Genomic DNA, 21314 nt, shown 5'->3' with positions numbered 1-21314 from the left:
CCCTGGCCGACGGCGGTCTTCGTGCTCGCCGTCGGCGCGCTGCTGCTCGGGCTCTGCTGCTGCGGCGCCTTCACCTACAACGGGTGGTACCAGCCCCGCCAGCTGCAGGAGCAGCGCACGGAGATGGTCGACGACGCCGGTGTGCCCGCCGGCTTCACGAGTTCCGGCGTCGCGGCGGACGAGAACACGGCCGGCGCCACCTACAAGCTCGTCTGCCAGCGGGGCGCCTGCCCGGTCGACGTGGCGCAGAGCCTCCAGGCGTGGCTGGCCAACGCCGGCCTGCCCATCGCCGTGGACCGGATGCGGACCTGTCTGGCCGACCCCGGCATCCCGACCTGCGGCGTCTTCACCTGGAAGCGCGACGGCTTCTCGATGACCGCCAGCGTGGTCAGCGTCCTTCCCCGCAGCGGGAGGAGCAGCGTCGACGGTTCGGTCACCGTGACGCTGAGCGTCGGCTGGCACGACTGAACGGTGGGCACCCGGGGGCGGTTCGATCACGGCACCGCATAGGGTGCAGGGATGGCACGACCTGACGGGCGGCGGCCCGACCAACTCCGACCGGTGACCCTGACCCGGGGCTGGAGCACTCACCCGGAGGGCTCGGTGCTCGTCGAGTTCGGCGCGACCCGGGTGCTCTGCACGGCCAGCGTGACCGAGGGCGTGCCCCGCTGGCGCAAGGGCTCCGGGCTCGGCTGGGTGACCGCCGAGTACGCGATGCTGCCCCGGGCCACGAACACCCGCTCGGACCGGGAGAGCGTCAAGGGGAGGGTCGGTGGCCGGACCCACGAGATCTCCCGGCTCATCGGCCGCAGCCTGCGGGCCTGCGTCGACCTGAAGGCGCTCGGCGAGAACTCGGTGGTGCTCGACTGCGACGTGCTCCAGGCCGACGGCGGCACCCGGACGGCCGCCATCACGGGCGCGTACGTGGCGCTGCACGACGCGGTCACCTGGCTCGCCGAGCGCAAGGCTCTGGCGGGCAAGGTGGAGAAGGTGATGCACCGGTCGGTGGCCGCGGTCAGCGTCGGCATCATCGCCGGGGAGCCGCGACTCGACCTCTGCTACGAGGAGGACGTGGCGGCCGAGGTCGACATGAACGTGGTCTGCACGGGGACGGGTGACTTCGTCGAGGTGCAGGGGACGGGCGAGGCCGGCGTCTTCGCCCGGGAGCAGCTGGACGCCCTGCTCGACCTGGGCGTGGCGGGCTGCCTGGACCTGGCCGACGCGCAGCGGAAGGCACTGAACTGATGAACTGGCTGACGCGCAGCGGAAGGCGTTGAACATGAACAGCGTGCTCCTGGCCACCCGCAACCGGAAGAAGCTCGTCGAGCTGCAGCGGATCCTCGACGGTGCGCTCGGCGCCCACCGGATCGCCCTGCTCGGCCTGGACGACGTCGAGGAATACCCGGAGCTGCCGGAGTCGGGCCTGACCTTCGGCGAGAACGCGCTCATCAAGGCCCGGGAGGGCTGCCGGCGGACCGGCCTGCCCACCATCGCCGACGACTCGGGCCTGGTGGTGGACGCCCTCAACGGCATGCCGGGCGTGTTCAGCGCCCGCTGGGCCGGCCGGCACGGCGACGACCAGGCCAACTTCCAGCTCGTGCTGGACCAGATCGCCGACCTGCCGGACGAGCACCGGGGCGCCGCCTTCGTCTGCACGGTGGCGCTGGTGCTTCCCAGCGGCAAGGAGCACCTGGTCGACGGCCGGCAGCCGGGCCGCCTGCTGCGCGCCCCGCGCGGCGACGGCGGCTTCGGCTACGACCCGATCTTCCTGGGCGACGGGCAGGAGCGGACCAACGCGGAGCTGACCCCGGAGGAGAAGGACGCGGTCAGCCACCGGGGCAAGGCGCTGCGGGAGCTGGCCAAGCTGGTCGCCAAGGTGCTCCCGCCGGCCACCTGACGTGAACCCGCGCCCCGATCGCTGACGGGCGGAGGACCGGACACGCCGCCGGACCGGTGGCTGAGCCGTCAGCGATCGAGGCGCCGACCTCAGCCCAGCGGGCCGACCTCGCGCTCGATGGCGGTGCGGAGCCCGGGGCCACGCACGACCTCCCGCGCCGCCTCCATGAGCGGGGCGAGGAACACGTCCGGACCCGGCTCGCCGATCGCCTCGCCGAGCGCGGCCAGCGCGGCCCGGCCGGCCGGCGACGGGGTCAGCGGGGCGCGGAGCTGGAGCCCGCGCACGGCGGCCAGCAGTTCGACCGCCAGCAGGCTGGTCAGGTTGTCCAGCACGGTGCGCAGCTTCTTGGTCGCCGCCCAGCCCATCGAGACGTGGTCCTCCTGCATGCCGCTGGTGGGCAGCGAGTCGACCGAGGCGGGCGCGGCGAGCCGGCGGTTCTCCGCGACGATGCCGGCGGCCGTGTACTGGGCGATCATCAGGCCGGAGTTGACCCCGGCGTCGGGGGAGAGGAACGCCGGCAGTTGCCGGGAGCGGGTCACGTCGAGCAGCCGGTCCACCCGGCGTTCGGCGATCGCACCCACCTCGGACGCGGCGATGGCCAGGTAGTCGGCGGCGAAGCCGAGCGGCGCGCCGTGGAAGTTGCCGGTCGACTCGACCCGCCCGTCCGGCAGCACCACCGGGTTGTCCACGACCGACAGCAGCTCCCGCCCGGCGACCACCTCGACGAAGTCGAGGGTGTCCCGGGCCGCGCCGGCCACCTGCGGCGCGCAGCGCATCGAGTACGCGTCCTGCACGGCGTGCGCCAGGTCGTCGCGGTGCGAGTCCATCACCGCCGAGTTCTGCAGCAGCTTGTGGATGTTCGCGGCCGAGGCGGCCTGGCCCGGGTGCGGCCGGATGGCGTGCAGCTCGGGCAGGAACGGCCGCTCCGAGCCGAGCATCGCCTCGATGGCCAGCGCGGCGGTCACGTCGGCCATGGCGAACAGGTGCCGGGCGTCGTGGACGGCCAGCAGCAGCATGCCCAGCATGCCGTCGGTGCCGTTGATGAGCGCCAGCCCCTCCTTGGCGGCCAGCCCCACCGGCTCCAGCCCGACGCGGCGCAGCGCGTCACCGGCCGGGATCCGGTCGCCGGCCGGGCCGAGCACCCAGCCCTCACCGAGCAGCACCAGCGCGCAGTGCGCCAACGGCGCCAGGTCGCCGGAGGCACCGAGGGAGCCGTGCTCCGGCACCCACGGGGTCACCTCGTGGTTGAGCAGGTCCACGAGGGCCTCGGCGACCAGCGGGCGGACCCCGGAGCGGCCGAGGGCGAGCGAGCGCACCCGCAGCAGCATCATGGCCCTCACCACCTCGCGGGGCATGGGCGCGCCCACCCCGGCGGCGTGCGAGCGGATCAGCGCGTGCTGGAGCTCGGCCCGCCGCTCGGGCGCGACGAACGTGTTGGCGAGCGCCCCGAAACCGGTGGAGACGCCGTACACGGGCCGGCCGGCGGCCTCGATGCCGTCCACGATGGACCGGCTGGTGGCCATCGCCTCCACCGTGGCGGGGTCGAGGACGACCTTGGCGGTGCCGCGGGCCACGGCGAGCACGTCGGCGGGGGAGATCCCGGTGGGCTGGATGACTACGGTCGACATTGCGGCACTCCGTTGTGCAGAACCTGGCGGATCAGCGGGACACCCGGCCGGTAGGCCAGGTGCAGGTGGGACGGGGCGTCGAGGATCATCAGGTCGGCCCGCGCGCCCCGCGCGAGCCGCCCCACGTCGCTGCGGCGCAGGGCCGCCGCGCCACCGGCCGTCGCGGCCCACACCGCCTCCGCCGGGGTCATCCGCATCTCGCGTACGGCGAGGGCGATGCAGAACGGCATGGACGACGTGTACGACGAACCGGGGTTGCAGTCGGTGGCTAGGGCCACGGTGACGCCCGCGTCGAGCAGCCGGCGAGCGTCCGGGTACGGCGACCGGGTGGAGAACTCGGCGCCGGGCAGCAGGGTGGCGACCGTGGTGGTGTGCCGGCCCTCCGGGCACACGCAGTCGACCCGGTGGGACGCGAGCGCGTCGATGTCGGCGTCGGACAGGTGGGTGCAGTGGTCCACGCTGGCCGCGCCCAGCTCCACGCCCAGCTGCACGCCCGGCCCGGGGCCGAGCTGGTTGGCGTGCACCCGCACGCCCAGCCCGACGGCCTGCCCGCAGGCGAGGATCGCGCGGGCGTGGTCCACGTCGAAGGCGCCCCGCTCGCAGAACACGTCGATCCAGCGGGCGTGGGGCGCGGCGGCGGCCAGCATCGGCCCGCACACCATGCCCACGTAGTCGTCGGGGCGGTCGGCGTACTCGGCGGGGACCACGTGCGCGCCGAGGAACGTGGTGTCCTCGGTGAACTCGGCGGCGATCCGCAGCGAGCGCGCCTCGTCGGCGACGGTCAGCCCGTACCCGCTCTTGATCTCGACGGTGGTGGTGCCCTGCCGCATGGCCTCGCCGCGCAGCCGCCGGACGGTGTCCCGCAGCTGGTCGTCGGAGGCGGCCCGGGTGGCGCCGACGGTGGTCCGGATGCCGCCCCCGGTGTAGGGCTCGCCGGCCATCCGGGCGGCGAACTCGGCGGCCCGGTCGCCCGCGAAGACCAGGTGGGCGTGGCTGTCCACGAAGCCGGGCAGCACGGCGCCGCCCTCGGCGTCGATGCGCCGGTCGGCGGCCGGCGCGTACCGGGCCGGCCCGATCCAGGCCACCTGCCCGTCCTCGACCAGCACGGCGGCGTCCCGGCGGACGCCGAGCGGCCCGCCCCCGCCGCCGGTGTCGTTGGTGACCAGCTCCCCGATGTTGTCGACCAGCAGGCTGCCGCTGTTCCGCGGCGCCGGCCGCACCGGGTCGCCCGGTCGCACCGGGCGGTGCTGCCAGTCGCCCTGGCTCACGACGTCACCTCCCCGATGGCGTGCCGCAGCTCGGTGGGGACGTCCACGGTCTGGTGCCGGCCGTCGGCCACGACCGTCCGCCCGTCGACCACCACGTGCGTCACGTCGGCGGCGGTGGCCGCGAAGAACGCCCCGACCGGCGGCACACCGGCCGTCCGGGCGCTGTCCAGCCGTACCGTCACGAGGTCGGCCCGGTCGCCCACCGACAGCCGGCCCGCGTCGCCCCAGCCGAGCGCGGCGTGCCCGGCCACGGTGGCCGCGGTGACCAGCTCGGCCGGGCTGAAGTGCCCCCGCCGGCGCGTCCGCAGGCGCTCGTCCAGCTCCACGGCGCGGGCCTCCTCGAAGAGGTCCACCACGGCGTGGCTGTCGCTGCCCACGCTGAGCGGACTGCCCGCCTCGGCCATCCGTCGGGCCGGCCCGATCCCGTCGGCCAGGTCCCGCTCGGTGGTGGGGCAGAGGCACACCCCGGTCCGGCTCTCCCCGAGCAACGCGACGTCGCCGCTCGTCGGGTGGGTGGCGTGCACCGCCGTGGTGTGCGGGCCGAGCACCCCGTGGTCGGCCAGCAGCCGCGTCGGGGTGCAGCCGTGCACGGCGCGGCAGGCGTCGTTCTCGGCGGGCTGCTCGGACAGGTGCACGTGCAGCGGCATCCCGTTGCGGTCGGCCCAGCCGGCCACCGTGGCGAGCTGCTCGGCGGGCACCGCGCGAACCGAGTGGATGGCCGCGCCCCGCCGGGCGTGGTCGTTCTCGGGGCGGAACGCGTCGACCCGCTCCGCCCAGCGCAACGCGTCGCCGTCACCGAACCGGCGCTGCGTCCCGACCAGCTCCGCGCCGTCCACGCCCGCGGTCAGGTACGCCGTGTCCAGCAGGGTGAGCCGGATCCCGGCGTGCGCGGCGGCCTCGACCAGCGCGGCCGACATGGCGTTCGGGTCGGCGTACGGCCGGCCCTCCGGGCCGTGGTGCAGGTAGTGGAACTCGCCCACGCAGGTGATGCCCGCGAGGGCCATCTCCGCGTACGCGGCCCGGGCCAGGGCCAGGTAGGAGTCGGGATCGAGTCGGGCCGCCACGTCGTACATGACGTCCCGCCAGCTCCAGAAGTCGCCCCGCCCGCCGTGGGTGCGCCCGCGCAGCGCCCGGTGGAAGGCGTGCGAGTGGGCGTTGGCCAGGCCGGGCAGGGTGAGCCCGGGCAGGCGTACCGCGTCGCCGAGCACCTCGACCCCGGCGGGCGCCGCGCCGCCGCCGACCAGCGGGGTGACCGCCGTGATCCGGCCGGCCTCGGCCTCGATGAGCACGTCGGGGGTGGGTTCGGCGTGGTCGGGCAGCCAGGCGTACTCGGCCAGCCAGCGGGTCAGCGGCATGCCAGCTCCTCCAGCACCCGGGCCAGGGCCGTCACCCCGGCCGCGCAGTCGGCGTCGGTAGCGGACTCGGCGGGGGAGTGCGACACCCCGGTCGGGTTGCGCACGAAGAGCATCGCGGTCGGCAGGTGCGCGGCCAGCACCCCGGCGTCGTGCCCGGCGCCGGTGGGCAGCACCGGCGCGTCGAGCAGCGCGGCCAGCCGGCCGGACAGCCCACCGTCGAAGGCCACCAGCGGGGTGGCCGACTCCTGCGTGCAGGTCAGCTCGGTGCCGTCCCGCCTCGCCCGCTCGGTGGCCTTGGCCCGGACCGCCTCGACCAGGCCGTCCAGCGTCTCCGGCTCGGCCGCCCGGGCGTCCAGCCAGCCGGTCACCCTCGACGGGATGGCGTTGGTGGCGTTCGGCTCGACGGCCACCCGGCCCACCGTGGCGTGCGCGTCGCGCAGCCGGGCCTCCTTGTTCGCGGCGAGCACCGTGAACGCGTAGGTGAGCATCGGGTCGCGGCGGTCGGCCATCCGGGTCGTACCCGCATGGTTGCCCTCGCCGGCGAAGTCGAAGCGCCAGCGGCCGTGCGGCCAGATGGCGCTGGCCACCGCGACCGGCGCGCCGAGGTCGACCAGCGCCCGGCCCTGCTCGACGTGCAGCTCCACGAAGGCCGCGAAGCGGCCGAGCAGGCCAGGGTCGGCGCCCGCCGGCCGGTCGCCCAGCGCCTCGGCGAAGCTCACCCCCGCCGCGTCGCGCAGCCCGGCCGCGCGCTCCACCGCAATCTCCCCGGTGAGCAGCCGCGAGCCCAGGCAGGGTACGCCGAACCGGCCGCCCTCCTCCTCGACGAACGCGGCCACCACCACCGGGCGGGCCGGGGCGACCCCGGCGGCCCGCAGCTCGTCCACGGCCAGGAAGGCGCTGACGATGCCGAGCGGCCCGTCGTAGGCCCCGCCGTGCGGCACCGAGTCGAAGTGGCTGCCGGTGAGCACCGCGTCCCCGGCCGCCGGGTCACCCCACCAGGCGAAGAGGTTGCCGTTGCCGTCCTCGCTGACCGGCATGCCCCGCTGCCCGGCCTGCTCCCGGAACCAGGTCCGCAGCGACAGCTCCGGCTCGGTGAGGGCGTAGCGCAGGTAACCGCGACTGCCCGCGTCCCGCCCGACGGGCGCGATGTCGTCCCAGAGCTTGCGGAACCGGGCGGCGAGATCGCTCACGCCGTACCCTCCGTGCCCTCCGCCATGGGCACCCGGACGCCGGTGCGGGCGGCGACCTCGCGGGCGTCGTCGTAGCCGGCGTCGACGTGCCGGATGACGCCCATGGCCGGGTCGTTCGTGAGCACCCGCTCGATCTTCTGCCCGGCGAGGGCGGTGCCGTCGGCCACGCAGACCTGCCCCGCGTGGATGGACCGGCCGATGCCCACGCCGCCGCCGTGGTGGATCGACACCCAGGACGCCCCGCTGGCGGTGTTGACCAGCGCGTTGAGCAGCGGCCAGTCGGCGATCGCGTCGGAGCCGTCGGCCATCGCCTCGGTCTCCCGGTAGGGGCTGGCCACGCTGCCGCAGTCCAGGTGGTCCCGGCCGATGACCACGGGCGCGCTCAGCTCGCCGGACGCGACCATCTCGTTGAACCGCACCCCGGCCTTGTCCCGCTCGCCGTAGCCGAGCCAGCAGATCCGGGCCGGCAGGCCCTGGAAGGCGACCCGCTCGCCGGCCAGCCGGATCCACCGGGCCAGGGACTCGTTCTCCGGGAACAGGTCGAGGATGGCCCGGTCGGTGGCCGCGATGTCCTTCGGGTCACCGGAGAGCGCCGCCCACCGGAACGGGCCCTTGCCCTCGCAGAACAGCGGCCGGATGTACGCCGGCACGAAGCCGGGGAAGTCGAACGCCCGCTCGTAGCCGCCGAGCTTCGCCTCGCCCCGGATGGAGTTGCCGTAGTCGAAGACCTCGGCGCCGGCGTCGAGGAAGCCGACCATCGCCTCGACGTGCTTGGCCATCGAGGCCCGCGCCCGGTCGGTGAACTCGGCCGGCTTCGTCGCCGCGTAGTCCCGGGCGTCGGCCAGCTCCACCCCCTCAGGCAGGTACGACAGCGGGTCGTGCGCGCTGGTCTGGTCGGTGACGATGTCGATGGCGACGCCCCGGCGCAGCAGCTCCGGGAAGACCGTGGCGGCGTTGCCGACCGCCCCGACGCTGAGCGCCCGGCGGTCCCGCTTGGCGGCGAGCGCCTGCTCGACCGCGTCGTCCAGCGAGTCGGCGATCTCGTCCAGGTAGCGGTCGTGCGCCCGGCGCTCCAGCCGGGTGCGGTCCACGTCGACGATCAGGCAGGCGCCGCCGTTCATGGTGACCGCCAGGGGCTGCGCCCCGCCCATCCCGCCGCAGCCGGCGGTCAGCGTCAGCGTCCCGGCCAGGGTGCCGGCGAACCGCTTCTCGGCCACCGCCGCGAACGTCTCGTAGGTGCCCTGGAGGATGCCCTGGGTGCCGATGTAGATCCAGGAGCCGGCGGTCATCTGCCCGTACATGGTGAGGCCGAGCGCTTCGAGCCGGCGGAACTCCGGCCAGGTGGCCCAGTCGCCGACCAGGTTCGAGTTGGCCAGCAGCACCCGGGGCGCCCACTCGTGGGTGCGCATCACGCCGACCGGGCGGCCCGACTGCACCAGCATGGTCTCGTCGTCACGCAGGTCGGTCAGCGTCCGGACCAGCGCGTGGTACGACGGCCAGTCCCGGGCCGCCCTGCCGGTGCCGCCGTAGACCACCAGGTCCTCGGGGCGCTCGGCCACCTCCGGGTCGAGGTTGTTCATCAGCATCCGCAGCGCGGCCTCCTGGGGCCACCCCTGGGCGGTGCGTGCGGTGCCGCGGGCGGCGCGGACGGGCTGGTGCATCTCGTACTCCTCTCAGCCGAGGAACAACTGGCGACGGGTGGCGGACGACTCGAACGCCTCGAGCCGGGCCTGGGTTTCGGCGGGGGTGGCGTCACAGATCGCCTGGAGCACCACCATGGCCAGGGTCATCGGGGCGGTGTGCAGGTCGAAGACCAGGTCGGTGCCGACGGCGGCGGGGAGCACCACGTCGGCGTGGTCGGTGGCCGGGCTCACCGGGGAGTCGGTGATGGCCACGACGGTCAGCCCGGCGTCCCGGGCCTCGCGCAGCGCGTCCAGGGTCTCCCGGGGGTAGCGGGGCAGCACGAAGGCGAGCAGCGCGCGCGCCCCGGCCGCGGCGGCCTGTTCGAGCCGGTCGGCCAGGAGGCTGCCCCCGTCGTCGACGACCCGCACGTCCGGGTGCACCTTGGCGGCGAAGTACGCGAAGTACGCCGCGAGGGGTGCGGCGGCGCGCAGGCCGAGCACCGGCAGCGGGCGGCTTGCCGCGAGGAGCCGGCCGACCTCGGCGATGCGCTGCGCGTCAGCGAGCTGACCGGCGAGCCGGTCGAGGTTGCCCATCTCGGCGTGGACCGCCCGCTGGAGGGCGTTGCCGGCGTCGGCCGGGTCGGCGGCGCCGGTGGCGGTCAGCTCGCGCAGCCGGCGGCGCAGCGCGGGGTAACCGTCGTGCCCGAGCGCCATGGCGAACCGGGTCACCGACGGCTGGCTGACCCCGGCCAGCTCGGCCACCTCCGCCGCGGACAGGTACGCCGCCGCGCCCGCCTGCTTGACCAGGCAGTGTGCGATGCGGCGCTGGGTCGGGGTGAGCCGGACGCCGTGGAAGAGGTCGAGCAGGCGGTCGGTGGGTGCCGCACCGCTTTCATTCACGGCCTGACTCTATGCATGAAAACTTTCAGCGCGCAACCTTCGGCCGGTGGTCATGCGGCGACCGGAGGACGAGGGCGCGGGCGGTCGCTCTGTACTATCCGCACGGCGGGTGAGCAGAGGAGAAGTGGCATGCAGCCGGTTGGTCCGTACAGGTTCACCGAGTCGCTCGGCGTCTGCCCGGTGGGCACGGCGTGGTGGGCCATCGACGGGCAGGACCGGCTGGTGACCGTGGCGGTGCTCGACGGCGCCGCCGCTACGGATCAGCCCTGGCGGGAGGCGTTCGCGAACGCCGCGAACGCGATGGCCCTCGCCGGGCAGCGCTACGTCAACGCCGATTTCGCCGCCGCCAAGCCGTGGGTGGCGTACCCGTCCGAGGAGGGGGTGGGCGCCCAGCGCCTCTTCCAGAGCCTCGGCATGGAGCTGCACCCGGCGGAGGCCGAGGCGGAGGTCCTCATTCCCGCCACCGGCACCGTCACGAACCCGCCACAGCCGGTCTCCGGGGCACCCGTCTCCGGCACGCCGACGCCGACCTCCGGCGCGCCGCTGCCCTGGGCCATGCACGCCGCCGTGACCCCGCATCAGCAGGCGCCGGTGGAAGCCGCCCCGATCTCGCCGGCGCAGCCCGTGTCGCCCGCCGACACGTCCCCGGTGGACGCGTTCGCCGACCCGGTGCGCCGCATCCAGCCCTCACCGCCGGCCCCGCGCCGCCGCGGGCTCTCCGCGGCCGTCATCGCCGGGCTGGTGGTCCTCATCGCCGCCGTCGGCACCGGCGCGCTGCTCTGGGCCACCTCCGGCGACGAGGAGCCCACCGCCCTGCCCGGCGGGACGACCAGCTTCGCCACCGCGGCGCCGGCGTCGTCGGCCGCGGCTCCGGGGCTCCGGCCGTGGACGCAGGCCGCGCCGTACAGCGCCGAGGAGCGTGCCCTGGCGATCGCCGCGCCGTCCCTGGTCTTCGTCGAGGCCAGCTTCACCGGCATGCTGCGGGACACGAAGACCGGCGCCCCGATCAGCCCCACCCCGGTCACCTTCAAGCGGCGCTGTTCCGGCTTCGTGGTGAACGCCGACGGGGTCGTGCTCACCAACGGGCAGTGCGTGCGGCCGACCGACGACGCCGCGCGCGAGCGTGCCCTCAACACCCTGGGCCGGATCCTCGTCGACCAGAAGCGGCTCGCCGCCGGCGGCCTGGAGGGGTACGTCCGGTCGAAGCTGACGACCACCCGGTTCACCGGCACCGACCCGGCCGCGCCGTTCACCAGCCAGGTGTCCGGGCAGTTGAACGTGGCGCGGGGCGACCTGGCGACCAGCCCGGCGATCCCGGGCGAGGTGGTCCGGGTGCTCGAACCGGACGCCGGCAACGTCGCCGTCGTCAGGCTGTCCCAGGCCAAGCTGCCCGCCGTCGAGCTGGCTGCGGGGGAGGCGCCCGGTCCGGGCAGCGCGCTGCTCCTGCTGGGCTACGGGACCACCGACAGCGCCTTCCGGGGCGCCCGCTTCACGGTGGAGTCCAAGGTGGTGCAGGTGACGGGGACGGGCGACCAGGGCAGCGTCGCGGTCCAGCGGGTCAACGACGACATCGGGATCTACTCGCACGGCGGCGTCGCGGTGGACGCCGCCGGTCGGGTCGTCGGCGTGGTGGACAGTGACCGGGCGGCCGACGGCGGTGCGAACCGGGCCCTGGTGCCGGTTTCCGCCGCCACGACCCTGCTCGGCGAGGCGGGCGTGAGCAACACCCTCGCCGACACCGACAAGCTCTACCGCTCCGGGCTCGACGCCTGGTTCACCGGTCGCAGCAGCACCGCCGAGTCACACCTCGCCGCGGTGGCGGAGGCCGTGCCGACCAACCTGCTCGCACAGGCGTACCGGCAGAGCGCCGCCGACCGGGAGAAGCTGGCAACCGACGAGCCGAACCCGTCCGCGTTGCCGGCCGTCATCTTCGCCGCGCTCGGCGGCGCGCTGGTGGTCGGGCTGCTCGCGTTGTTGCTGCGCCGACGTCAGCGGTGACGCCGGTCAGCGGGTCGAATCGTCCCGACCCCAGTCGTCGCGCGGGTGACGACGGGCCCGCGACGCCGCGACCAGGGTCAGCGTGACGTAGATCGCCGCCGCCGGAATCAGCCACGGTCGCGGCAGGACCACGTCGCGCAGCCAGGACGAGCGCGCCGAGGGCCGCACCCCCGCGTGGCTGGCGCGCAGCATGGTGTTGCCGGCCCGCACGCGGGCCAGGGTGCGGACCAGGTCCGGCGTCCTGCGTGGCGCCTGCACGTACGAGGTCGCGCCGGCCACCTCGCACTTCTCTGCCGAGGAGAACAGCGAGTCGAGGAACATGTCGTCGGCGATCTCCGCCGGGAAGCCCTCGAACCGGGCCCGGCCGGCCGCGGACAGGCCCACCGTGCCCCGGCCGAACAGCGCGTCGGCGAAGATGGGCAGCCGCGTGCTGATCGCGTAGTAGCCGCGGACCGGCAGGGACCGGCCGTCGGTCACCATGGCCCGTCGCGGGGTCACCGCGAGCGGCGGTGACCCGTCGGCGGTCAGCACGTCCGCCATCCGCCGCAGCGCCCCGGAGCTGAGCACCACGTCGGCGTCCAGATAGAAGCGGGGGAAGCCGCGCGCCACGGCGTCGCCCGCGTTCAGCGCCCGGGCCTTCCCGGCCTCCGCCAGCTCCACGACGCGGACGCCGGAACGGGCGGCGGCGACCTCGGCGGTGGCGTCGGTGCACCCGTTGGCGACCACGACGATGTCCAGCTCGCCCGGCTCGGCGTCGGCGAGCAGGCCGTCCAGGCAACCACCGAGCACCGTCGCCTCGTTGTGCGCGGCGATCACCACACTGATCGTTCTCGGCTCGGCCGGTTCGGGCACCTGTCCACACTCCATGAGGGGCGGCGGCGGGCCGTGGCGTCGCGCGGGCCCGCCGTGATCGGCTGCCAGCTTGCCGGACCGGTCGTGGCGGCCGCAAGGCGGGTCACGTATCGGGCAGCAGCGCCGTCAAGGGGACGTGTCCGATGAACCGGACCGGTCCGAAGTGCTGCTCAACACCCCGCTCGGCGGCCGCAGATGCGGTGTGGACCACGCCGTTCGGGACACCGCGGTCTCCCGCCCCGCTGATATCGTCCTCCTGTTTCAGCCTGAACGCGACCGACCGAACAGGACGGTGCTCAGGTGACCGTTGCCGCCGCCTATGGGGACCGATCGCACCGGCGGTCGTTGTGGTGGCGACAGACCTTGGGAGACGCACGCCCTGATGGAGACCCTGACCCACCCGGCCCGGGATCCCGCACCGGGCGGCGCGTCGTCCGATGCACCGGCGACCCGGATCGAGCGCCTCGCCCGCCGCGCGGTCACCGGGGCGCTGGCGCTGGTCGCGGTCAAGCCGCTGCTCGACGTCGGTGAGTCCAAGGCGGGCGACTCGATCGACGTCGGTGTCGTCGTCACGGTGCTGGGCGCGCTGCTGATGCTGGGCGCGCTCGCCGCGGTGGTGTACGCCGGCCGCCGGCTGCCCGCCCGCTCCTTGCTGTTCATGCTGGTGGCGCTCGTCGCGATGCTCGTCATGTCCGGCATCGACTACCTGGCCGTGCCGGCCCGTGCGGATCTCCTCGACCTCTTCGACATCCGCCGCTACTCGATCTACGGCCCGCACCTGGAACCGACCTCGGCCATACCGGCCGAGGCGCTCCGGCTGGTCGTCGGCTTCGCCCCGCTGGCCCTGCTCGGCCTCGTGCTGCTGCGGCCGGGCTGGTTCCCCTCGCGACGGCTCGCGCTGGTCGCCGGGGTGGTCGTGGCGGCGGCGGTCGTGCACTGCGTACTGGCCTGGCTCCAGGTCGCCGGGGTGCTGCCGTACTCGTTCTACTTCGAGCTGCCCGGGCAGAAGATCGGGCGGGCCTCCGGCGGCTACTACCACCCCATGTCGCTCGGCCGGCTGCTCATGTTCGCCGTGTTCCTCATCTACGTGCTCGGCGACCGCCTCCGGCTCCGCGCGGCCGTGCGGTACGCCCTCATCGCGCTCTTCGTCGCCACCGGAGTCGTCTCCCTGCACCGATTCACCATCGTCTGCCTGGCCGTCATCGTCGTCGCGTTCGAGGCGCGGCGGCTGCGCGGCTGGCGGACCGGCATCGCGCGCCGTCGGCTCCCGCTGGCCGTCGGCGCGACGCTGGCCGTGGTCGCCGCGGTGGCCGGCGCCCTGTCCAACGCCACAGTGCGCAACAAGGCCCACGTCACCCTCACCGAGGTCGGGTCGCTCGACGTCCGCTCCGACACGTTCATGCACGGCCGGGGTGCGATCTGGAACGACGTGGCCGAGATCCTGCACCGGTCCCCGCTGGACGTGTGGCTGTTCGGTTTCGGGTACGAGCCGTGGGACATGCACAACGACTGGCTGCGGGTGCTGGTCATCTGGGGCGTGCTCGGGGTGGGCCTGACCCTCGCCGTCCTGGTGGGGCTCTACCGCCTGGTCCGGACCCGCATCGGTCCCACCGGGCGGCTGCCCCTGGCCGTGCTCTTCGCCACGCTCGTCCTCTTCGGACTGACGCAGAAGCCGCTGGCCTACCCGTACTTCCTGTGGCTCTTCGTCTTCGGCCTGGTGCTGCTGCTCAGCATCGACCGGGAGACGGCCGAGGCGGCGGAGGAGGAGGACAGCGGCGCGGCGGCGCCCACGGTGGCGGAGGAAGGCGGGGACGCGCCGTGAGCCCCTGGCCCCCGGCGCCCCTTCGGAACCACGGTGCGCAACCGACGGGCGGGACCCTGGGCGTCACCCGCCCCGGCCACCAGCCCCAGCCGGCCGAGAGACCGCGCGTGGTGCCCACCTTCTCGGTCTGCATCGTCGTGCGCGACCGGGCCGTGCTGCTGGTCAATGCCATCCGCAGCGTGCTCGCGAACGACTTCCCCGACTTCGAGGTGGTCGTCGTCGACGACGGCTCGCAGGTGCCGGTCACCCGGGTGCTGCACGAGGCGATGCTCTCCGCGGACGGCCGGGTCCGGGTGTTCACCCAGCCGCCCAGCGGCATCGCGCAGGCGCGCAACGTGGCGCTGCGGATGTCGACCGGCCGCTACGTCACCGTGCTCGACTCCGACGACGAACTGTCGACGGACGCGCTCGGCCGACTGCACCACCTGCTGACCACGACCGGGGCGCACTGGATCTACACCGACTACCGCGAGGTGAGCAGGGACCGGGCCCGGAGCATCCAACTACCGGACTACCGGACGCCCGGCCGGATGCTGCTCGGCGTGCTGACCCGGCCCCGGCTGCCGTTCAAGCACTCCGGCACCACCATCGACCGTCGGGTGCTCGACCGCATCGGCGGCTACGACGAGAGCTTCCGCCTCTTCGAAGACATCGAGCTGGTGTTGCGCGCGCTGCGGGCCGGCGTTCACCCGCGCCGGCTGGCCCACCCCGTCGTGCTGTTCCGGCGGCACGACGGCAACGTGACGCGGGGCCGGATGAGCGGCCTGGTGTTCTGGTTCCGCCTGGTCGACATGTACCGGCCGTGCCGGGTCCCTGGGGCCGGCCTGGGTATCAAGGCGCTGCGTGCCCTGAGCGAAGCGGGGAAGTGGCTTGTCACCCTCGGCCGTTGAGCTGCCAGCCGGCCCTCCCGTCCGGTCCCGACGCGGCAACCGCCTCGTCGCGATGCTGGTGCACCTCGGGATGCTGGGGCTCAGCCAGGTCGGGGTGACCGTCGCCGCCTTCGCCACCCAGATCCTGCTGGCCCGCAGCCTGCCGCAGGCCCACTTCGGCACGTTCACCACCGTGCTGGCGTTGGTGTCGCTCACCGCCCCGCTGGCCGTGTTCGGCGTCTCCGAGCTGTGGTTGCAGCGATTCGGCCAGGAGGGCGCCGGGGCGTACCGCTGGGTCGGGCCCTCGGTGCGGGTGGTCGCCGGCTGGAGCGCGCTGATCGCCGCGGCGGTGCTCCTGTGGGGTGTCGCGGCGCTGCCCGATGCGGAGGCGGCCACCGTCCGGGCGCTGCTGGCCGCCGTGGTGGTCGCCCAGGCCGCGCTGGGGCTGGTCGCCTCGGTGCAGCAGCTACGGGGCGACTACCGGGGGTTGTCCGCCCTCCAGTTCGCGCCGCACCTGGGTCGGGTCCTGGTGGTGCTCGCCGTGTGGGCGGCGGGCCTGGGCGTGGTCGCCGCGGCGGCCGGGTACGCCGTCGTCGCCCTGCTGACCGTGATGGCCTGCCTGGTGGTGATGCGTCCGTTCGTCCGGGGCGTCATGCCACTGGAGGGCCATCCCCGGGCCGAGGCCCCGCCGCCGCCGGATCGGCCGGTGGCGGGGCGCGCCGTGCTCGGCGCGGCGCTGCCCTTCGTGCTGGGCAACGTCTTCTACCTGCTGGGCATGTACCTCGGCACCGTGGTGGCCGGCGAATTCCTCAGCCCGGAGGCGGCCGCCCTGCTGTCCGTGCCGATGTCCGTGCTGGCCGCCGTCTATCTGGTGCCCCGGGTCGTCTACCAGCAGTACTTCCTCGCCAAGCTGCACCGCTGGGCCGGCTCCGACCGGGACGCGATCCTGCTGGCCTACCGCTACGGCGGCGCCGGGATGCTGCTGCTCGGAGCGGTCATCGCGGCACCGGTGGCGCTGGCCGCCGGCCCTCTGCTGCCGGTGCTGCTCGGCGCCGAGTACGCCGACTCGGCAGCCGTGCTCGCCGTACTGGCACTGGCCATTCCGTTCCGCTTCGGTGGCGCCGCCGTGGCGTCGCTGCTCACCAGCGGTGGCCTCCTCCGGCGCAAGGTCGCCTACCAGGGCGTCGGCGCCGCGGTCTACCTGGTCGCGCTGGCTGTGGCGACGCCGGTGTGGGGCATCATGGGGGCGGCGACGGCGACAGTCGTCGCCGAGATCGCGCTCTGCTGTCTCTTCTGGGTCGCGGTGCGCCGGCGGGTGGTCGGCGACGCCCCGCTGCCCTCCTGGCGGGACGTCCGGCGCCGGCTGACAACGGAGGATCCCCGTGCATCCTGAGTCAGCACCCGCAGCCCGACGCCCCCTCGTCGTCGGCTACTACGGCATGGACAACGTCGGTGACAACGCCTTCTGCGTCGTCGTGGACTGGGCCCTCCGGGCGTACTGGGGCTCGGCGGCGCCGATCTTCGCGGCGCCGCCGCTGGTGGACCTGCCCGGCGACCGCACCGGAATGGATCCCCGCTGGTACGTCCGCGGCGGTGTGACCGGCCGCGCCGGCACCCTGCTCAACAAGGCCGCCCTGCTGCGGCGCTCCTCGATGCTGGTGTTCGGTGGCGGGTCGGTGTTCCGGGAGATGGGCCCGCTCAGCGAGAAGAAGCTCTTCTCCTACTTCTCCCGCCTGTCCGGGCACCCGATGGCTGCGCTCGGCGTCTCGGTGGGGCCGTTCCTGTCGCCGGTCGCCGAGCGGCGGCTGCTCGACGTGCTGCGCCGGGTCGACTTCATCGGGGTACGCGACCTCGCCTCCGCCGAGATCCTCCGGAACGCTGGGCATCCGGGCCTGCTGGTGCCCGCCGGCGACCTGGCCGGCCTGCTGCCCGAGGCGCTCGGCGAGCCCGTCCCGCTTCGGGCGCCCCGGCCCACCGGGAGGCGGGCACGGCTGGGCGTGACCCTGCTCGGCGTGGACTACGAGGCCGGGGACGACGAGTCCCGGCGACGTGAGGCCGCGCTTATCGACGGGGTCCGGGCCCTGGTCCTCAAGGAGCCGGTCGACGTGACGGTGTTCGTCTTCAACACCCATCCCGTGCACGGTGACGAGGGGGTCAGCCGGCGGCTGCGCGCGGCCGTCGAGGGTGTCTGCGACGTCCGCGTCGTCACCGCCCGGGACGGCGTACGCGCCTGCTGGGACGAGATGAAGCGGTGCGACCTGGGCCTGCACATGCGGCTGCACGGTGCCGTCTTCGCCTACCTGGCCGGGGTCCCGTTCACGCTGGTGCCGTACCAGAAGAAGTGTGACGACTTCCTGGATGAGATCGCGCAGCCGGCGTCGCTGCGCCTCGGCCGGGTCCCGCGCGACCCGGCGGAGGTGACCCGGATACTTGCCGCCATGCTCACCGAAACCGCGGTGCCCGGCCTGTCCCGGTCGGACTTCGCCGACCGTGCCCGGCTGAACTTCACCCGGGCGCCGTGGGCGCTCGGCGCCACCGCCGAGCCGTCTCCGCGGTGACCGCAGACTCCCGCCGCTCGTCCAGGTCCACCCTGCTGCTCGCGGTGACCCTGGCGCTCGGCGCCGTCCTGCTCGCCACGCTGGTGGTGGTCACCGCGAGCGGCCACGGGCGGTCCACCGGCCCGTCCGTCGCCGGCTCGGCGACGCCCTCCCCGCCGGCTCCCACCCCGGAGCGCGACAGGCTGCGCGACCTGATGCCGCCCGGAGTGCGGATCGGCACGGCCATCGACGGGCGTGCGCTGAGCCTCGACTCCACCTACCGGGACGTGCTGGCCACCGAGTTCGACACGGTGACCGCCGAGAACGCGATGAAATGGCGCAACCTGGAGCCCTCGGAAGGGGTCTACGCCTGGGTCGGCGCCGACCAGCTCATCGACTTCGCGCAGCGCGGCCGCCAGTCGGTCTACGGCCACACCCTGGTCTGGCACAACGACGTGCCGCAGTGGGTGTCACCGGACTGGTCCCCGGAGCGGCTCCGGGCCGTGCTGCGCGCGCACGTCACCGCTGTCGTCTCCCACTACCGGGACCGGGTGTGGGCCTGGGACGTGGTCAACGAGGCGCTCGACGAGGACGGCACGCTGCGGGACACGCTGTGGCTGCGCAAGCTCGGCCCCGGCTACATCGCCGACGCGTTCCGCTGGGCCCACGCCGCCGACCCGAGCGCCCGGCTGTTCATCAACGACTACGGGACGGAGGAGCGGAGCCGCAAGTCCGACGCCCTGCTGAGGCTGGTGCGGGACCTGCGCGCCCAGGGGGTGCCGGTGGACGGGGTGGGCTTCCAGGCCCACCTGGAGTCGGCCCGGCGGCCCGCCGGCCTCGCCGCCAACCTGCGCCGCTTCGCCGCCCTGGGCGTCTCCGTCGCCATCACCGAACTCGACGTCCGGGTGAAGCTGCCGGCCGGCCCGGCGCAGCTGCGCCAGCAGGCGGCTGTCTACCGGGACGTGCTGGCGGCCTGCCTGTCCGTGCCGGCCTGCGTGTCACTGACCGTCTGGGGCTTCACGGACGCCCGGAGCTGGATCCCCGGGTACCACCGCGGCTACGGCGCCGCGTGCCTGCTGGACGCCCAGTACCGGCCGAAGCCGGCACACACCGCCATGATCGAGTTGCTCGGCACGAGGCGGCCACGAGGTCCGGGCGGCTGACCGTCCGCCGGGTCACCGCTGGGCGCCGCCCAGGATCTCCTTGACCGCGTCGCGGCGCACCGCGTCGTAGAAAGTGCGTACCTTCGCCGGGTCCGGGAACACCACGCTCTCCGTGCCGACGCGACCGGTGCCCTTCGTCGGGCTGGTGAAGAAGAACAGGTTGCCGCCCCGCAGGTTCCGCAGGTCGGCTGCCATGTCGAGCAGCGACATCCCCTTGTCCACCGACACCGCGGCCGACGACGCCTTGACGAAGTCGTTCAGCTTGCCGGGATTGGTGAGGATGCCGCCGGAGGCGGCCCGGTCGAGGATGGCCCGGATCACCTGCTGCTGGTGCCGGATCCGGGCGAAGTCACCGTCCGGGAACTGCTTGCGTTGCCGGGACCAGTCCAGGGCCGTCTCACCGTCCATGTGCTGCACGCCTTTGGCGAACTTCCGGAACGGCGGGTGGATCGAGGTGAACTCCCGGTCCGAGTCGATGTCGATGCCGCCGATCGCGTCGATGATGTCCTTGAACCCGGCGAAGTCGATGATGGCCACGTGGTCGATCCGGACCCCGGTGAACTGCTCGACGGTCTGCACCATCAGCGGCACCCCACCCCAGGCATACGCTGCGTTGATCTTCGCGTCGCGGTCGCCGTGCCGGCCGTCCTTCGATCGCGGGACGTGCACCCAGGTGTCCCGCGGGATGGAGATCAGCTCGGCGCTTTTCCGGTCCTTCGGCAGGTGGGCCACGATGATGGTGTCCGACCGCGAACCGGTGGTGTTCTCCGGGTCCCGCGAATCGCTGCCGAGGACCATGATGTTCATGGCCCCCTTGGCGGCGACGGGCGGACGGGCCTCCTGCGGCACGCCCTGGAAGGCGTCGACCCGCTCGATGCGGGAATCGACCGAGCGCAGGTAGAAGTACCCGCCGCCGACACCACCTGCACCGAGCAACACCACCACCAGCAGCACGATCAGGGCGAAACGCCGGCCGCGTCGCGGACGTGGGGCCGCGTCCGTCGGCTCCTCGCCGGTGGGGTCCACCTCGGACGGTGCGGTCGGCGCGTCCGGATCCGGGTCGACGGTCTGCTGGGGATCTGGCATGCGCGCGATGCTACTGACTCACGCTCCGTCACGCCGACCCTCGTCCGACCGGCCAGCCTCACTCATTCGTTCGGCGCTTTCCTCCTCAACCGTTGCCTCGAACCTGGTACAACGTCGGGGGTGGATGCAACGAAGCTCCGCCGGGCCATCGCCCGGACCCGGCTCGCGCCGGTCGCCGCCTTCCCGAAGCGCCTGGCCCGGGTCGCCCGGCACGACGCCCGGGTGCTGCGCACCTCCGCCCGGTGGCTGCTCACCTCCCGGGAGCACCACAACTACACGTACGAGCTGACCAAGCTCAGCCGGCACCACCTGGCCTGGTTCGTCAGCGTGGCCTGCGACGTCCCGGTCGGGCAGGTGCGCCGCTGGTTCGCCGAGATCGAGGGCGACGACAAGCTGCGTACCCACATCGAGGCGGCCACGGCCGCCGCCTCCCGCCGTGGCCTGGCCGACCGCCAGGTCCGCTATGCCCGCCGCATCGGCTGGTACGCCATCGTCCGCGCCCGCAAGCCCGCCCACGTCGTGGAGACCGGAGTAGACAAGGGCCTCGGCAGCTGCGTCCTGGCCGCCGCCCTGCTCCGCAACGCCGCCGAGGGCCACCCCGGCCGGCTCACCTCGCTCGACATCAACCCCGAGGCCGGCTACCTGGCCAAGGCCACCCCCTGGGCCGACGTGGTCGACCTCGTCATCGGCGACTCGGTCGCCTCGATCCGCGCGCTGGAGCGACCCGTCGACCTGTTCCTGCACGACAGCGACCACAGCCGGGTGCACGAGCGCAGCGAGTTCGAGGCGGCCGAACCGAAGCTCGCCCCCGGCGCCATGCTCCTCACCGACAACGTCACCGCCACCAACGTCCTCGCCGAGCACGCCGAACACACCGGCCGGCGGTTCCTCGCCTACCGGGAGACTCCCGCCGGGCACTGGTATCCGGGCGACGGCATCGGCGTCGCCTGGTGACGCTCGCGCCCCGTCTTAGCTTTCGCTTAGCCCGCTTGTCCGGCGCCCCACCGGTCCGGCAGCATCGAGCGGCGTGACCGACGGCAGCGCTCCCGGCCGCCCCGCGGACCAGCACCCACCCATCCGTGCCGGCCGCCGCCGTGCCCCGGCCGGCCCCCGCCGCTGGCTCGCCG

General features: G+C 74.1%; 18 protein-coding genes. 10 read left to right on the top strand and 8 right to left on the bottom strand.

Features of this window, described 5'->3' with window-relative positions; genetic code table 11:
* Positions 1 to 21 precede the first annotated feature (21 nt).
* Genes F8274_RS15390 through rdgB form a run of 3 tightly spaced genes read left to right on the top strand, consistent with a single transcriptional unit; the run spans position 22 to position 1897 of the window.
* Positions 22 to 468 (top strand): hypothetical protein, encoded by a 447-nt coding sequence (locus F8274_RS15390; RefSeq protein WP_151463076.1) that lies wholly within the window; start codon positions 22 to 24, stop codon positions 466 to 468.
* A 51-nt stretch (positions 469 to 519) separates the two neighbouring features.
* Positions 520 to 1245, top strand: a complete 726-nt coding sequence (gene rph, locus F8274_RS15385; RefSeq protein WP_151463075.1) for a ribonuclease PH — start codon at positions 520 to 522, stop codon at positions 1243 to 1245.
* Between the two features lie 34 nt (positions 1246 to 1279).
* Complete coding sequence (gene rdgB / locus F8274_RS15380; RefSeq protein ID WP_151463074.1) at positions 1280 to 1897, top strand: RdgB/HAM1 family non-canonical purine NTP pyrophosphatase; 618 nt, start codon at positions 1280 to 1282, stop codon at positions 1895 to 1897.
* Positions 1898 to 1986: 89 nt separating this feature from the next.
* Here the strand turns inward: rdgB and hutH are convergent, their stop codons facing one another.
* Genes hutH through F8274_RS15350 form a run of 6 tightly spaced genes read right to left on the bottom strand, consistent with a single transcriptional unit; the run spans position 1987 to position 9860 of the window.
* Entirely contained in the window at positions 1987 to 3525 is a 1539-nt protein-coding gene (hutH, locus tag F8274_RS15375) for a histidine ammonia-lyase (protein ID WP_151463073.1), read from the bottom strand.
* A complete protein-coding gene (hutI, locus tag F8274_RS15370) occupies positions 3513 to 4745 on the bottom strand; it encodes an imidazolonepropionase (protein WP_151463089.1) in 1233 nt (410 codons plus the stop codon). Before hutI ends, hutH begins: the two co-directional genes overlap by 13 nt.
* A 44-nt stretch (positions 4746 to 4789) precedes the next feature.
* Complete coding sequence (locus tag F8274_RS15365) at positions 4790 to 6142, bottom strand: formimidoylglutamate deiminase (RefSeq protein WP_151463088.1); 1353 nt, start codon at positions 6140 to 6142, stop codon at positions 4790 to 4792.
* Entirely contained in the window at positions 6139 to 7338 is a 1200-nt protein-coding gene (locus F8274_RS15360) for an allantoate amidohydrolase (protein WP_151463072.1), read from the bottom strand. The genes F8274_RS15365 and F8274_RS15360 overlap by 4 nt, the downstream gene beginning before the upstream one ends.
* On the bottom strand, positions 7335 to 8999 hold the full coding sequence (hutU, locus tag F8274_RS15355; protein WP_151463071.1) for a urocanate hydratase: 1665 nt from the start codon (positions 8997 to 8999) through the stop codon (positions 7335 to 7337). The genes F8274_RS15360 and hutU overlap by 4 nt, the downstream gene beginning before the upstream one ends.
* Before the next feature lie 12 nt (positions 9000 to 9011).
* Complete coding sequence (locus F8274_RS15350; protein WP_151463070.1) at positions 9012 to 9860, bottom strand: MurR/RpiR family transcriptional regulator; 849 nt, start codon at positions 9858 to 9860, stop codon at positions 9012 to 9014.
* 129 nt (positions 9861 to 9989) lie between these two features.
* Between F8274_RS15350 and F8274_RS15345 the strand changes: the two genes are divergently transcribed.
* The gene (locus F8274_RS15345) at positions 9990 to 11858 is read left to right on the top strand and encodes a trypsin-like peptidase domain-containing protein (RefSeq protein WP_151463069.1); all 1869 of its coding nucleotides are present in this window, start codon (positions 9990 to 9992) and stop codon (positions 11856 to 11858) included.
* 6 nt (positions 11859 to 11864) lie between these two features.
* Here F8274_RS15345 and F8274_RS15340 read toward each other — a convergent pair whose 3' ends face one another.
* The gene (locus F8274_RS15340; RefSeq protein WP_225853810.1) at positions 11865 to 12710 is read right to left on the bottom strand and encodes a glycosyltransferase family 2 protein; all 846 of its coding nucleotides are present in this window, start codon (positions 12708 to 12710) and stop codon (positions 11865 to 11867) included.
* Between the two features lie 382 nt (positions 12711 to 13092).
* Here F8274_RS15340 and F8274_RS31255 point away from each other — a divergent pair, with 382 nt between their 5' ends.
* The 5 genes from F8274_RS31255 to F8274_RS15320 all read left to right on the top strand — a co-directional run bounded on the left by F8274_RS31255 (position 13093) and on the right by F8274_RS15320 (position 19101).
* Positions 13093 to 14532 carry a hypothetical protein gene (locus tag F8274_RS31255; protein ID WP_192579847.1) on the top strand — a complete coding sequence of 480 codons (1440 nt, stop codon included), beginning with the start codon at positions 13093 to 13095 and terminating at the stop codon, positions 14530 to 14532.
* A 107-nt stretch (positions 14533 to 14639) separates the two neighbouring features.
* The gene (locus F8274_RS15335) at positions 14640 to 15422 is read left to right on the top strand and encodes a glycosyltransferase (protein WP_192579846.1); all 783 of its coding nucleotides are present in this window, start codon (positions 14640 to 14642) and stop codon (positions 15420 to 15422) included.
* A gap of 52 nt (positions 15423 to 15474) precedes the next feature.
* Positions 15475 to 16794, top strand: a complete 1320-nt coding sequence (locus F8274_RS15330; protein WP_151463066.1) for a lipopolysaccharide biosynthesis protein — start codon at positions 15475 to 15477, stop codon at positions 16792 to 16794.
* The gene (locus F8274_RS15325; protein WP_151463065.1) at positions 16784 to 17959 is read left to right on the top strand and encodes a polysaccharide pyruvyl transferase family protein; all 1176 of its coding nucleotides are present in this window, start codon (positions 16784 to 16786) and stop codon (positions 17957 to 17959) included. Before F8274_RS15330 ends, F8274_RS15325 begins: the two co-directional genes overlap by 11 nt.
* Positions 17956 to 19101, top strand: coding sequence for an endo-1,4-beta-xylanase (locus F8274_RS15320; RefSeq protein ID WP_225853809.1), 1146 nt, complete (start codon positions 17956 to 17958; stop codon positions 19099 to 19101). The genes F8274_RS15325 and F8274_RS15320 overlap by 4 nt, the downstream gene beginning before the upstream one ends.
* A 12-nt stretch (positions 19102 to 19113) precedes the next feature.
* Here F8274_RS15320 and F8274_RS15315 read toward each other — a convergent pair whose 3' ends face one another.
* On the bottom strand, positions 19114 to 20187 hold the full coding sequence (locus F8274_RS15315; protein WP_151463064.1) for an LCP family protein: 1074 nt from the start codon (positions 20185 to 20187) through the stop codon (positions 19114 to 19116).
* Between the two features lie 120 nt (positions 20188 to 20307).
* Here F8274_RS15315 and F8274_RS15310 point away from each other — a divergent pair, with 120 nt between their 5' ends.
* Positions 20308 to 21141 carry an O-methyltransferase gene (locus tag F8274_RS15310; protein ID WP_151463063.1) on the top strand — a complete coding sequence of 278 codons (834 nt, stop codon included), beginning with the start codon at positions 20308 to 20310 and terminating at the stop codon, positions 21139 to 21141.
* The last annotated feature ends 173 nt before the right edge of the window (positions 21142 to 21314 follow it).

This window comes from Micromonospora sp. AMSO31t (genome assembly GCF_008868175.1).
In the GTDB taxonomy this organism is placed as follows: domain Bacteria; phylum Actinomycetota; class Actinomycetes; order Mycobacteriales; family Micromonosporaceae; genus Micromonospora.
The sequence above is the reverse complement of the archived record's forward strand: the minus strand, read 5'-3'. Positions and strand labels throughout refer to the sequence as shown.